Raw genomic sequence first — 14,049 nt, 5'->3', positions numbered from 1 at the left:
TTTGGATGCTCAACTGAGTGATTATTTATTAGCAACCCAAGTGGAGGTGGCTTATGAAACGTAAAAGCGCAGCAAGACTCGGTAATGTGCTAATGGGACTGGGATTGGTGACAATGGTCGTTGGGGTAGGTTACTCAATTTTGGCCGAAGTTACACAGTTTGGTTTACCACAATTCTTTGCCCACGGTGCTGTGATGAGTATTTTTGTTGGTGCACTGCTATGGCTGGTCGGCGCTCGAATTGGTGGGCGTGAAGAAGTTGCAGACCGTTATTGGTGGGTTAAGCACTTTGATAAACGTTGCAATCGCAACCAGCGCCACTCATAACATCTGAGTGTTGCACGAGGTGTATAACATATAACCTGTTAGCACAGCTTTAAATCGAGCTGATGTCCAGGAGGAGTAAATGACGGCCGAAGAATCCACAGATCAAGAACCTATAGACCAAGAGTAGAAAACCCGTTGAGCGGCTGCTTCAACGGGTTTTTCTTTATCTGAACAGCTCACTGCGGCTAAATAACACCGCAGGGATATCCACAACTGAATGTTGATTAATGCTCAAACATCGCAGAGATTGACTCTTCATTACTGATGCGGCGGATGGCTTCAGCCAACATGCCGGACAGTGTCAGAGTACGTACATTTTTCAATGCTTTGATTTCAGCTGACAACGGAATAGTGTCACAAACAATCACTTCGTCAATCACGGAATGCTTGATGTTTTCAACCGCATTACCAGAGAAGATCGGGTGAGTCGCGTAGGCAAACACACGCTTCGCACCACGTTCTTTCAAGGCTTCAGCCGCTTTACACAAAGTGCCACCGGTATCGATCATATCGTCAACCAATACGCAGTCACGGCCAGCAACGTCACCGATGATATGCATCACCTGAGAAACGTTAGCGCGTGGGCGGCGTTTGTCGATAATCGCCATATCAGTATCGTTCAGCAGTTTTGCGATGGCTCTGGCGCGAACAACGCCGCCAATGTCTGGAGAGACGACGATTGGGTTTTCCAGATTCTGCTGCAACATGTCTTCCAGCAGGATTGGGCTACCAAATACGTTATCAACCGGAACATCAAAGAAGCCTTGGATCTGTTCAGCATGAAGATCCACTGTCAATACGCGGTCAACCCCAACACTTGAGAGGAAATCGGCAACAACTTTGGCAGTGATAGGCACACGAGCGGAGCGCACACGGCGATCCTGGCGGGCGTAACCGAAGTAAGGAATAACAGCAGTAATTCGTCCTGCGGAGGCGCGACGCAGGGCATCAACCATGACAACCAGTTCCATCAGGTTATCGTTCGTGGGTGCGCAGGTGGACTGGATGATGAAAATATCACCACCGCGTACATTTTCGTTGATTTGCACGCTCACTTCGCCGTCGCTAAAACGACCTACAGCGGCGTCACCAAGACTGGTGTACAAACGGTTGGCAATACGTTGTGCTAGTTCCGGGGTGGCGTTACCAGCAAAAAGCTTCATATCAGGCACGAGAAGAACCTCAGGCATGCGTCCAGAGAAGATATTGTCAGATCAGTAATCACGGGCGACTATTCATACTGATTGCAATATACATACGGGTATTTAAAGCCAAAACAGTATTATGAACCGGCTTTCAATCAAATGAGACAGGTATTTTCGCAAACTCAGGTCAGTGGTGCCATGATCTAGACCTTTGTAATGCATTCTTATCTGTGCTCACTGCTTTCCATTTTCCCAGAGCGTACGCGATGCAGTGGCGAAAGGTTCACTCCACGGGCAACAAAACCGTGCAACCACTCCGGGGCAATACTTAACACCTGCCGGGCCGATGACTCCGTGTCAAATTCTGCAAAGACACAAGCTCCGGTTCCGGTCAGGCGTGACGGGGCATATTCTAACAGCCATGAAAGTGCCTGTTCAACCTCGCGAAAACGTTTTCTTGCGATTGGTTCGCAATCATTTGCGTACGGAGCGCTTAAAAGCGCCGCCAGTGGGCGAATTGGCGTATTTCTTTTTAATTCAGGATCGGAAAAAATAATCGGTGTTGGGATGTTTACACCGGGGTGAACCACTAAATACCACTTCTCTACAGGCTCTGCGGGGTGCAACTTTTCACCAATTCCCTCGGCAAAGGCCGCATGACCGCGAACAAATACTGGCACATCGGCCCCCAATGTGAGTCCAAGAGCGGCTAATTCTTCATCAGACAGACCACAGTGCCACAGGGTATTGAGTGCGACTAGCACCGTTGCCGCATTGGATGAACCTCCCCCCAAACCGCCCCCCATTGGCAAGCGTTTATCGATGCTAATGTCTGCCCCCCGAGGTACTTTTGCTGAGCTGGCGTGCTGTTGCAGCAATCGTGCCGCGCGGATTATCAGATTTTGTTCGTTTTCCACCCCGACAATGGGGGTTAATAGCCGAATCTGATCGTCATCGCGGGGCACAATCGTCAGTTCGTCGCCATAATCGAGAAACTGGAACAGTGTTTGTAATAGATGATAGCCATCAGTGCGCTGCCCGGTGATATAAAGAAACAAATTCAATTTAGCGGGTGACGGCCAGACGTATTGATTGGTATTCGCCATACTATTTGACCGTCCAGTTATCCATCTTCAACTTGATGCGCTGACCACCCTGACTGAGCTCCATGCGGCTAGGCAATGCCGGTGTGACCTGCGTATTGTATTCCTGATAATCAACCACCCACGTAACGCCATCTTGTTGGTAAGTCAGTTGTTTCAGGCGGTATTTGTCGTCGAGAGTGAAATCAGTGGTATCACCGGGCAAGCCCAGAATCCATTGACGCAAACTTTCCAACGGAATCGACATCCCGGTTAATTTTTGAATCATTTCTTGCGGATCATCACTGACATAGCGTTTGCCTTGATTGTCAGTCAATTGGGTCACTCCGGGTTGTACGACCAACTCTAATTCAGTGCTACCCAACGGATTGGTCAGCAACAGGCGGTAGCGCCCAGGAGCCGTTTGTTGCCAGAAGAAACGCGCATAAACTTTTTGTTTTTCTGAGATATAAGCAAAGGCACCACGGGTTTGAAATTGGCTCAATTGCTGTAATTGTTGCTCATGCTGACGCCATTGTGGCGATGTGGGGCTGGTCGCAGGGCCAGATGGCGGCGTGGTGCTACAGGCAGCTAATAGCAACGTAGCTAACGGAAGTAGGCGATAAAAACTGATTTTGCGCTGAGGCATATGGGTATAAATCCTATCGGTCGCACTGGCGGCACGTTTTATAAAGCAATATTATGATAAAGCAAATTCGGTTGATGCGTTTGAATAATGGACATCATTGTTGCTCACGCTAACGACCTGAGGGCTGAGCGTCAATATCTTGTTCTATGTTGTACATCATATAATCAATTATTGAGCATAATTTGGGATAATACTTAGGATGATGCACTGCGACTTTTATTGATCCCGCGCATCAAGTAGAATGCGGTTCAAACGAGAATCCATACTAACACCAGTATTACTCGAAGCCGTTCTCATGACTCTGCTTGCATTAGGCATTAACCACAAAACCGCTCCTGTATCGTTACGTGAACGGGTGACATTTTCACCTGAATCGATCGATCAGGCACTTGCCAGCTTGCTCCAACAACCGTTGGTGCAGGGCGGTGTCGTATTGTCTACGTGTAACCGAACTGAGTTATACCTCAGCGTAGAACAGCAAGAAAATCTGCACGAACAACTTATCGCCTGGCTGTGTAACTACCATAAGCTCAGTCCGGATGAAGTCAAAAAAAGCCTTTATTGGCATCATGGTAATGATGCGGTCAGTCACTTGATGCGCGTTGCCAGTGGGTTGGATTCTTTGGTATTGGGCGAACCCCAAATTCTGGGGCAGGTGAAAAAAGCCTTTGCAGAGTCGCAACGCGAGCAATCGCTCTCTGGCGAATTGGAGCGATTATTCCAAAAAACATTTTCGGTCGCTAAACGGGTTCGCACAGAAACTGAAATTGGTGCCAGTGCTGTTTCGGTGGCCTTTGCCGCCTGTACATTGGCTCGGCAAATCTTTGAGTCACTGTCAGAGCTGAATGTATTGTTGGTTGGCGCGGGGGAAACCATTGAGCTGGTGGCTCGTCATCTGAGAGAACATCAAGTCAAGCATATGATTATTGCTAACCGGACCCGCGAGCGCGCCCAAGCGCTGGCGACAGAGGTCGGAGCAGAGGTGATTACATTGCCAGAGATTGATGCGCGTTTAGCCGATGCCGATATTATTATCAGTTCGACCGCCAGCCCGCTGCCCATTATTGGTAAAGGGATGGTGGAGCGCGCGCTGAAAAGCCGCCGCAATCAACCTATGTTGTTTGTTGATATCGCGGTGCCGCGTGATATTGAGCCGGAAGTGGGTAAACTGTCGAATGCCTATTTATACAGCGTTGATGATTTACAGGCGATTATTCAGCACAATATGGCGCAACGTCAGGCTGCCGCAGTTCAGGCTGAGTCGATAGTACAGCAAGAAAGCATGAATTTTATGACCTGGTTACGCGCTCAGGGGGCGGTGGAAACCATTCGTGATTACCGCTCTCAGGCTGAACAAGTTCGTAGTGAAATGACGGCAAAAGCGTTAGCCGCCATTGAGCAGGGTGCCAATGTTGAACAGGTGGTAAATGAACTGGCCCATAAGCTAACTAACCGCCTGATTCATGCTCCCACCAAATCCCTCCAGCAAGCTGCCAGTGATGGCGATATGGAGCGGTTGCAATTATTACGCGACAGCCTTGGGCTGGATCAGCACTAGTTTCCTCTAATTACAGGGTTTAAAACCACGGATGAAGTCTTCTATTGTTGCCAAATTGGAAGCGTTACAAGAGCGCCACGAAGAAGTGTTAGCGCACCTTGGCGATGCCAATGTTATTGCCGACCAAGACCGTTTCCGCGCGTTATCACGTGAATATGCGCAATTGACGGATGTCACTCGCTGCTTCAAAGAATGGCGCAGTGTACAAGATGATATCGAAGCAGCAGAAATGATGCTCGAAGATCCCGAAATGCGTGAAATGGCGCAAGACGAACTGAAAGAAGCTAAAGCTCGCAGTGAAGAGCTGGAACAACAACTGCAAGTTCTGTTGCTACCCAAAGACCCTGATGATGAGCGTGATTGCTTCCTGGAAATCCGCGCCGGAACCGGTGGTGACGAGGCCGCTATTTTTGCCGGTGACATGTTCCGCATGTATAGCCGCTATGCTGAATCCCGTCGCTGGAAAGTGGAAATCATGAGCGCCAGTGAAGGTGAACATGGCGGTTATAAAGAAGTGATTGCCAAAGTGTCTGGTGATGGCGTCTTTGGGCGGTTAAAATTTGAGTCGGGTGGTCACCGTGTTCAGCGGGTACCAGAAACCGAATCACAAGGTCGAATCCACACCTCCGCTTGTACTGTTGCGGTGATGCCGGCGATTCCCGAAGCTGAAATGCCGGAAATCAATGCGGGTGACTTGCGCATCGACACCTTCCGCTCTTCAGGCGCGGGTGGTCAGCACGTTAACACCACGGATTCAGCCATTCGTATTACCCATATTCCCACCGGAATTGTGGTGGAGTGTCAGGATGAGCGCTCGCAACATAAGAACAAAGCTAAGGCGATGTCAGTGCTGGGCGCGCGTATTCGTGCCGCAGAAATGCAAAAACGGCAGCAAGCCGAGGCCTCTGAGCGTCGTAACTTATTAGGTTCTGGCGACCGTTCTGACCGCAATCGGACTTATAACTTCCCGCAAGGGCGTGTGACAGATCATCGCATCAACCTGACACTTTACCGTCTGGATGAGGTGATGGAAGGTAAACTGGATATGCTTATCCAGCCGATTGTGCAGGAATATCAAGCTGATCAGCTTTCTGCGTTGTCCGAGCAAGATTAATGGATTATCAGCAGTGGCTGTCGCAGGCGGCAGCCCGTTTTAACCAAAGTGACAGCCCAAAGCGCGACGCCGAAATTCTGCTGAGTTTCGTCACAGGGCGCGCCCGCACCTATTTATTGGCTTTTGGTGAAACTCAACTTACCGCCGAGCAGTTGGCGGTGTTAGAGCCATTGGCCGCGCGGCGTGAGCAAGGTGAGCCGATTGCCTATCTGGTGGGGGAACGCGAGTTTTGGTCGCTGCCGTTGAGTGTCTCCTCCGCCACATTAATTCCTCGCCCGGACACCGAATGCTTAGTTGAGCAAGCTTTGGCGCATTTGCCTGCCACGCCATGCCGTATTCTGGATTTGGGAACTGGCACTGGTGCCATTGCTTTGGCATTAGCCAGCGAGCGGCCAGATTGCGCGGTGATGGGGGTTGATATTAAAGCTGATGCTGTTGCTCTGGCCCGCCATAATGCCAAAAAACTTGCGATAACTAATGTGGATTTCCTGCAAAGTAGCTGGTTTGACTCGGTGAGCGGGCGATTTACGCTGATTGTGAGCAACCCTCCCTATATCGATGGCAATGACCCTCATCTAACTGAAGGTGATGTGCGCTATGAACCGCACAGTGCTCTGGTGGCACCTGCTGAGGGTATGGCGGATTTGGCTGAAATTATTCGCCAGTCTCCGACTTATTTAGAAGTGGGAGGCTGGTTGATGCTAGAGCACGGTTGGCAACAAGCTACGGCGGTACAAAAACTACTTAATAATAGCGGATTTAGTGCTGTAATGACGTATAAAGATTATGGTAATAATGATCGTGTGACGTTGGGACAATGGGCGCTCAAACAAGAAAATTCCCGTTCAGCATAAATTAAGGACTGAGAGACATGTGGGTTGACTACATCGCCATGAAGTATTTGCATTTACTCACAGTGGTTATCAGTATTACGCTGTTTGTGTTACGTTTCTTCTGGAAATGTCGCGGTTCAGCTATGATGGATAAACGCTGGGTAAAAATAACGCCGCATATCAATGATACGCTGTTGTTTGTCAGCGGCATTGTATTGATTTTTATTACTGGATTTTATCCTTTCAGCCCGCAAGGAACCTGGCTGACTGAAAAGTTGTTTGGCGTTATTATCTATATCCTGCTTGGCTATGTTGCACTAGGTAAGCGAACTCGCAGCCAGAATCGTCGCTGGCTTGCCTTTATACTCGCATTGGGTTGCCTGTATTTGATTATAAAACTGGCAACAACTAAGTTACCACTGCTGATGGGATATTTATGAGTAGCATTGCTGATTTCGAATTTAACAACGCGTCCCTGTGTGATGGGGTGTTACTGGTAACCCAGGAGATTCGACAGAATTTTCCACTGGCTGATGTACGCAATCAACTACAACAGCTCGTTGATGATGCCAGGGCTGCAATGCCCGACGGTCTCAATCAGGATCAGCAATTAGAAGTGCTTATTGATCTGTTTTACCGTAAGTGGAAGTTTGGTGGTGCGGGCGGTGTTTACCGCCTGTCAGATGCTATCTGGCTGGATAAAGTACTGGATAAGCGGCAGGGGACGCCGGTATCACTCGGGGTGATTTTCTTACATATCGCACATCAACTGGACTTGCCATTGATGCCCGTTATTTTTCCAACTCAATTGATTCTTCGCGCGGATTGGCTAGACGAAGAGATGTGGCTGATTAACCCGTTGAACGGTGAAACACTGAATGAGCATATGCTGGAAGTGTGGATCAAGGGCAATCTGGGCTTGAGCGCCGAATTGGAAGATGAGGATTTGGAAGAAGCGGAAAACACGCTGATTGTGCGCAAAATGCTCGATACCTTAAAAGCCGCATTAATGGAAGAGAAGCAGATGGAACTGGCCTTACGTGCCAGTGAAGCGGTGTTGGCCTTTGACCCCGATGACCCGTATGAAATCCGTGATCGTGGCCTGATTTATGCCCAACTGGATTGCAACCATATCGCTATTTCTGATTTAAGCTATTTTGTCGAACAGTGCCCGGAAGACCCCATCGCTGAAATGATAAAAATGCAGATCCACTCCATTGAGCAACAACGAGTGACATTGCACTGATACCCGTCATACTTCAAGCTGCATGTGCGTTGGCCGCCTTCCTGCAACTCGAATTATTTGGGTATATTTATGGTAATCACCTTGTTGAGTAATAACTCACTGTAATTAATCTCGATTTATCCTTTATAAAGGTATTTGTATGAAACAGAAAGTGGTTAGCATTGGCGATATCAAGGTTGCGAACGACCTGCCTTTCGTGCTGTTTGGTGGCATGAACGTGCTTGAGTCTCGCGATCTGGCGATGCGCATCTGCGAGCATTATGTGACTGTCACCCAGAAACTGGGTATTCCTTACGTCTTTAAAGCCTCGTTCGACAAAGCCAACCGTTCTTCAATTCACTCTTACCGTGGTCCAGGCCTGGAAGAAGGGATGAAAATTTTCCAGGAACTGAAACAGCAATTCGGCGTGAAAGTGATCACCGATGTGCACGAAATAAGCCAGTGTAAGCCTGTTGCAGAGGTGGTGGATGTTATCCAATTGCCAGCATTCCTGGCGCGTCAAACCGATTTAGTTGAAGCGATGGCGCGCACCGGTGCGGTTATCAACGTGAAGAAGCCTCAGTTTGTTAGCCCAGGTCAAATGGGTAATATCGTTGAGAAATTCAAAGAAGCCGGTAATGATCAGGTTATCCTTTGTGATCGCGGTAGTAACTTCGGTTATGACAACCTGGTCGTTGATATGTTAGGTATCAATGTTATGGTACAGGCGACGGGCGGTCATCCGGTAATTTTCGACGTAACTCATGCATTGCAGTGCCGCGACCCGTTTGGCTCAGCATCAGGTGGTCGCCGTGCGCAAGTGGCTGAACTGGCTCGTGCTGGCATGGCTGTTGGCTTGGCTGGGCTATTTATTGAAGCGCATCCAGAGCCAAACAGCGCTAAATGTGACGGCCCATCAGCACTGCCATTAGACAAGCTGGAACCATTCCTGGTGCAGATGAAAGCGATTGACGATTTGGTGAAAAGCTTCCCGGAACTTGATACCAGCAAGTAATCCAATCTATATCCTGCGTCCTTAGCGTTATCGCGGTGAATAGGTAACAAGGCAGTGTAGATCATCTACGCTGCCTTTTTTGATCGCGGAAAAGGCTATTTTACCGCTAATGCTGCCAAAGCCTCAGGGAGTGAACCGTAGAAGCTCAACTTACCTTCTATAGGTTTAACACGCGCTCTTGCCAGCGTTTTCAGCGGTTGGAAAGGAATATCCGTGATAATGAGTTGCTGATGCTCGCCTAAGGCCTCCGTGAAGCGCAGAAACGCATTCAGCCCTCCTGCATCCAGAACCGGTACCGCGTCCCATTGCAGAATGATGGTGTCGTAATTTTCGCTACGACTGAGTAATTCGTTAAATATCCGCTCTGCGGCGGCGAAGAACAGTGGCCCATTAACCCGCAACACTAGCCGATGTTCATTCATTTCAGTCGGAATTTCACTTAGACGGGTCATGCGGGCAATGCGACGCATAAACAGCAGCGAGGCCAATACAATACCCACCGTGATAGCAATCACCATGTCGAATAATACCGTCAGACTCATACACAGCAGCATGACGATAATGTCATCTTTGGGGCCACGGCGCAGTAAATCGACCACTTTATGCGCCTCACTCATATTCCAGGCCACGATGAGTAGCAACGAGGCCATGGCAGCCAGCGGCAGGTATGACAACATTGGTGCCAGAACTAATAAAGCCAGTAACACTAACAGGGCATGGATAATGGCTGACACCGGCGAGGTTGCTCCTGCACGGACGTTAGCCGCTGAGCGGGCAATAGCCGCAGTGGCGGTGATGCCGCCAAAGAACGGTGCCACCATATTGCCTAGCCCTTGGCCGACTAACTCACTGTTCGAGTGATGCTTTTGCCCGGTCATGCCATCAAGAACCACTGCGCATAATAACGACTCAATCGCCCCGAGCATCGCCATCGAAAAGGCGGCTGGTAGCAGCGCCGAAAGTGTTGCCCAATTCAGAACAAATTCTTGCCCATTGGCGGCTGGCAGATGCCAGGGTAAGACAAACTGCGGCAAAATAGGGGGGATACCCTGGCCTTGTGTGCCATCAGCCAACAAATAGCCAAAACGTGAGCCGATAGTGGCAACTTGATGATCAAATAACGATAAAACTGCCATAACAGCGGTACCGGCGACGAGCGCAGGTAAGTGACCCGGTAACTTTAATTTTAATCGTGGCCAGAGAATCAATACCATCAGAGTAACAGTCGCAATTAACGTATCACTGAAGTTGATGGTTGGCAGCGCTTGGGCAAGTGCAGCCACTTTACCCACATAAGTTTCCGGTACCTCTGGCAGGTGTAGACCGAAGAAGTCTTTCACTTGCATAGTGGCGATGGTGATACCAATCCCCGAGGTAAAGCCAAGCGTGACTGACAGCGGAATATATTCAATTAAGCGGCCTAATCTCCCCAGCCCCATGCACAATAAAAATACACCGGAGAGTAATGTTGCCAGTAATAAGCCAGCCAAACCAAATTGTTGTGAAACAGGATAAAGAATGACCACAAAGGCTGCGGTGGGGCCAGATACGCTATAACGGGAGCCGCCGCTGACCGCAATAACAATCCCGGCAATTGCCGAGGTATATAAGCCGTACTGTGGAGGAACACCACTGGCAATAGCCAGTGCCATAGCCAGTGGGATAGCAATAATGCCGACAGTAATACCGGCAATTATATCTTTTAAAAGCCGTTGAAATGTATAGGTTTCTCGCCAGCAAGCGTCAATAATCGCGCTGAACGGCCTAATGCCGTTAATTCCGTGCGTTTTCATCTAAGGTGCAAACCAAATAAAGAAAAGACAAAATAAATGGCGGGCCAATAAGGGTCCGTCTCGAGTAGCAGATAGCCACGATACGCCAATTCGCAGCATGAGATCTAGATGTATATCAATCTCTGACAGAAATGTAGATAACGGCCAGTTTTATAAAGTGGTTTAAATCGGCGGATTCATGACCGGCAAGACAATTTCCTGCATGGCTAAATACAAAGTGCCTATTATCGCGGGTAGGGCTTGATTTGAGCATTAGGTGTTAGAAACTGAGTAAAAAGTTTTAACAGTAAAGGAATGGAGTGTGTCTGAATGGATTTAAATGATTAGGAGATATCTGGTTACCCAAAGATTGGGGGAGGCCACATAATGAAATTATTCAGGAATAAAGCCTATCTCGCAGCTAAAATTTAGGTTAGAAACTATTAATCTTTGCCTAATATCTAAGGTTCCGATGAGCAAATTTAGATTAGAACATGACTTAATCTTAGTGAGAAATCGCCTGTCCCAGTGTTATGTAAAATTAACAGTCAGAATTCAAAGGACTGATGCTACGCCATGAGTGAATTAGATTCTTTGTCAACGCTATACCGAGATGCTTGTGTCACTTATGCAACACTTTCTATTGGTTATTTTGCTTTAAGCCAGAATAGCCCTTTCTCTTATAATGGAGAGGTTTGGAAGCGTATTGTATTTGGGCTGATATCAGGGTTGGTGTCACTTTATCTTAATCAAGATCAGTGGGTTATTTCTGGGTCGTACTTCTATAGTTTCGAGCTGATTCCGATTGTCTTGGTCACATTTTATGGCGGTTGGTTAAGTGGCTTAACTGCGTTGGTGATAAATTTCGCTTTTACCGGTTGGGTGACATTAGACAACGTATTAATAACAATAGTGATTGTTCCACTCTTGTTTTCCAAAGTATGGCAGAAAAAGAGTAGTCGCATCTTTTATATCACTATTATCTTAATTGCTATTTATCGAATGTTTACCGCTGTTTTATTAGTTCCGAATGCTCTCGTCTGGACGCAGGTTGTGGTATATCAACTCATTTCTGCTCTTTGTTTAGCTATCTGTTATCACGCTCTGAATTTTAAAGAGCGGCATATTTATGCGTATTTCGCGATGAAAAATAGAGCAAATATCGACAAATTAACCCAACTGAATAACCGGTCGAGTGTCGATTACCGCCTAAACAGTATTCATCACAATCGCCAGGCATGTGGCTTAATGATTTTGGATCTCGACCATTTTAAATCCGTTAATGATACTTACGGCCATGACGGGGGCGATATATTGTTAACCGAGGTTGGGAAATTATTGATGACGACAGTCAGGGATGAAGATTTTGTGGGGCGCTACGGTGGAGAGGAGTTTATTATTATAACCCATCGCCATGATCCCCAAGCCATTAAATCGGTGGCAGAGCGAATTCGTCAGCGCGTTGAGGATTTAGATGTGCAATTACCTGATGGACGAAAAGTTAAAGCAACTATTTCGATTGGCGCGTCTCTCTATTTACCTGGAATGTCGATGTTAAAGGCATTGAAAATGACGGACGAAGCACTGTATCTGGCAAAAAATCGAGGGCGTAATCAGGTGGTTTATAGCCGATTAATGCCTTTTTCTCCGCTGGGTGACCGTATGGTTAAAGATAAACGCCGACGCTCTTTATAATGGATTGATTCCGAATTTGGTACCAAAGAAAAAGGCCCTGACTTTCGTCAGAGCCTTTCGCTCGAATATGGCGGTGAGAGAGGGGTTCGAACCCTCGATACACTTACGCGTATACACACTTTCCAGGCGTGCTCCTTCAGCCACTCAGACACCTCACCGTTTCGTTACCGCGCTATGCACTGCAACGGGGCGGTACTATAAAGATCGGCAGATAGATGGTCAAGCAGTATTTATTTGTTGTTTGTCATTTGGTTATTCTGCGTGCAGATAGACTGAATCACAGACAAATAAGGTGGGTTTAGCGCCACTCTTTCGCTTGAAGCGGCGAATCGACCATCACATAATCGGCCCCCAGATTTTTAGCTAATTGATAATCCTTTGCTGAATTTATGCCAATCAGCAATATTTTTGCCGCTTCGCTCTCCTTGAAACAGTCCATTGCTTGCTGGTTCCAAACTAACTGAGTGCGGGTCGTCCCTCTACCCAGAGTGAATTTTTCTACGACTTTTACATCGCGTCTTAATTCGAAGGCATAATGTTTATTTTCGCTAATAATGAATGAATTGCCTTTATTTTTAGCTATTATGCATTTACCTGCCATTATCGCATTAGCCAGAATTTTACGAGTTATGTTACGCGGTTCGAATTTATTAAAATATACTGGTAGTGCATCAAGGTATTTTTTTTCAGTAGAATAGAAAACAAGTCGATCAGGTGACTGGATATTTCTTCTCAACTCTATTAAAGCATTCGCTACAATTTCCGGATCTGTGTCAGGGGATTTAATATCAATAATAAATTTCACCTGAGGGTAGGATAATAGTATCGCGTGTAATGACGGGATCTTGACTCCGCGGCTGCGATAAATATAGTGCTCATCATGTTTAAAGTGATAAGCCGCATCCAATAATTGTAAGTCTTCCAACGTATAGTCAGAAACAGGGCCACTGCCGTCAGTAAGCTCGCTTAAATCTTTGGGGCGATATAGCACTGGTATACCGTCTTTACTGAGTTGAATGGTAATCCAGATAATATCAACCTCATTAGCTAACGAATTATCAATGGCATATCGTGTATTTTCAGGAAAATCAGCGGCGCCAGCTCGATGTGCAACAATAAGAGGGGAAGCAAATGAAGTTTGTAGATTCAATAGAATTAAGAAAGAAATAAATGAAATTTTCATATAGTTATGCCCTCGTGGATTATATTCGAAAATCGAAATACTCTTCACGTTGTAGCATGGGATGCTACAGGGCTACATAATCAATTAATGACAAATGTTATTTATAATTGCTGGCAGGTAACTGAAATTATCATGAACGGTCAGAAACGAAAAAGGCCCATGAATCTCATGAGCCTTTCACTTTAATATGGCGGTGAGGGAGGGGTTCGAACCCTCGATACGCTTACACGTATACACACTTTCCAGGCGTGCTCCTTCAGCCACTCAGACACCTCACCGTGTTACTGCTAGTACCATCAGCCGTGTTCAATGTGGCTGACCGGCGTAATGTAGGCAAAAGTGTGCCCAGCGTCAACCCTCTTATGTGTGCTTTATGACTGTTTAGCGAAAGTTACAGCAGTTTGCTGATTTCATCGTCATTTCTTGCGAGTAGCGCTTGCATCTGCGAGCTA

Annotated in this window: 13 protein-coding genes and 2 tRNA genes; 8 read left to right on the top strand and 7 right to left on the bottom strand. The window is 47.2% G+C overall.

Annotation, left to right across the window (positions count from 1 at the left end):
- The first annotated feature begins 53 nt into the window (after nucleotides 1-53).
- Nucleotides 54-326: a stress-induced protein YchH gene (gene ychH, locus HU019_RS08795; RefSeq protein ID WP_005161340.1), complete on the top strand. Its 273-nt coding sequence runs from the start codon at nucleotides 54-56 to the stop codon at nucleotides 324-326.
- A 224-nt stretch (nucleotides 327-550) separates the two neighbouring features.
- Here the strand turns inward: ychH and prs are convergent, their stop codons facing one another.
- The 3 genes from prs to lolB form a co-directional block, all read right to left on the bottom strand.
- Entirely contained in the window at nucleotides 551-1,498 is a 948-nt protein-coding gene (gene prs, locus HU019_RS08790) for a ribose-phosphate diphosphokinase (protein ID WP_004390739.1), read from the bottom strand.
- A gap of 197 nt (nucleotides 1,499-1,695) precedes the next feature.
- A complete protein-coding gene (gene ispE, locus HU019_RS08785) occupies nucleotides 1,696-2,577 on the bottom strand; it encodes a 4-(cytidine 5'-diphospho)-2-C-methyl-D-erythritol kinase (protein ID WP_174849363.1) in 882 nt (293 codons plus the stop codon).
- A gap of 1 nt (nucleotide 2,578) precedes the next feature.
- Entirely contained in the window at nucleotides 2,579-3,202 is a 624-nt protein-coding gene (gene lolB / locus HU019_RS08780) for a lipoprotein insertase outer membrane protein LolB (protein WP_174849364.1), read from the bottom strand.
- A gap of 295 nt (nucleotides 3,203-3,497) precedes the next feature.
- On the opposite strand from lolB, the gene hemA reads away from it, so the two are divergent.
- The 6 genes from hemA to kdsA all read left to right on the top strand — a co-directional run bounded on the left by hemA (nucleotide 3,498) and on the right by kdsA (nucleotide 8,947).
- Nucleotides 3,498-4,760 (top strand): glutamyl-tRNA reductase, encoded by a 1,263-nt coding sequence (hemA, locus tag HU019_RS08775; RefSeq protein WP_005169107.1) that lies wholly within the window; start codon nucleotides 3,498-3,500, stop codon nucleotides 4,758-4,760.
- Between the two features lie 31 nt (nucleotides 4,761-4,791).
- Nucleotides 4,792-5,874, top strand: coding sequence for a peptide chain release factor 1 (gene prfA / locus HU019_RS08770; RefSeq protein ID WP_050075452.1), 1,083 nt, complete (start codon nucleotides 4,792-4,794; stop codon nucleotides 5,872-5,874).
- Nucleotides 5,874-6,728, top strand: coding sequence for a peptide chain release factor N(5)-glutamine methyltransferase (prmC, locus tag HU019_RS08765; RefSeq protein ID WP_174849365.1), 855 nt, complete (start codon nucleotides 5,874-5,876; stop codon nucleotides 6,726-6,728). The genes prfA and prmC overlap by 1 nt, the downstream gene beginning before the upstream one ends.
- Before the next feature lie 17 nt (nucleotides 6,729-6,745).
- Complete coding sequence (locus HU019_RS08760) at nucleotides 6,746-7,147, top strand: SirB2 family protein (RefSeq protein ID WP_005169111.1); 402 nt, start codon at nucleotides 6,746-6,748, stop codon at nucleotides 7,145-7,147.
- Nucleotides 7,144-7,953 carry an invasion regulator SirB1 gene (gene sirB1, locus HU019_RS08755; protein ID WP_011816540.1) on the top strand — a complete coding sequence of 270 codons (810 nt, stop codon included), beginning with the start codon at nucleotides 7,144-7,146 and terminating at the stop codon, nucleotides 7,951-7,953. The genes HU019_RS08760 and sirB1 overlap by 4 nt, the downstream gene beginning before the upstream one ends.
- Before the next feature lie 139 nt (nucleotides 7,954-8,092).
- Nucleotides 8,093-8,947, top strand: a complete 855-nt coding sequence (gene kdsA, locus HU019_RS08750; protein ID WP_174849366.1) for a 3-deoxy-8-phosphooctulonate synthase — start codon at nucleotides 8,093-8,095, stop codon at nucleotides 8,945-8,947.
- A 95-nt stretch (nucleotides 8,948-9,042) separates the two neighbouring features.
- On the opposite strand, the gene dauA is transcribed toward kdsA, so the two are convergent.
- A complete protein-coding gene (gene dauA, locus HU019_RS08745; RefSeq protein ID WP_174849367.1) occupies nucleotides 9,043-10,740 on the bottom strand; it encodes a C4-dicarboxylic acid transporter DauA in 1,698 nt (565 codons plus the stop codon).
- Between the two features lie 555 nt (nucleotides 10,741-11,295).
- Here dauA and HU019_RS08740 point away from each other — a divergent pair.
- Nucleotides 11,296-12,414, top strand: a complete 1,119-nt coding sequence (locus HU019_RS08740) for a GGDEF domain-containing protein (protein ID WP_174849368.1) — start codon at nucleotides 11,296-11,298, stop codon at nucleotides 12,412-12,414.
- Between the two features lie 68 nt (nucleotides 12,415-12,482).
- Here HU019_RS08740 and HU019_RS08735 read toward each other — a convergent pair.
- From HU019_RS08735 to HU019_RS08725, 3 genes are all read right to left on the bottom strand, one after another.
- A tRNA-Ser gene (locus tag HU019_RS08735) sits at nucleotides 12,483-12,572 on the bottom strand.
- A gap of 140 nt (nucleotides 12,573-12,712) precedes the next feature.
- Complete coding sequence (locus tag HU019_RS08730) at nucleotides 12,713-13,597, bottom strand: glycerophosphodiester phosphodiesterase family protein (RefSeq protein ID WP_174849369.1); 885 nt, start codon at nucleotides 13,595-13,597, stop codon at nucleotides 12,713-12,715.
- Between the two features lie 188 nt (nucleotides 13,598-13,785).
- Nucleotides 13,786-13,875 (bottom strand) — tRNA-Ser (locus HU019_RS08725).
- Nucleotides 13,876-14,049 lie beyond the last annotated feature (174 nt).

Source organism: Yersinia artesiana (assembly GCF_902726545.1).
Lineage (GTDB): Bacteria > Pseudomonadota > Gammaproteobacteria > Enterobacterales > Enterobacteriaceae > Yersinia > Yersinia artesiana.
This window is presented reverse-complemented; position numbering and strand designations above follow the sequence as displayed.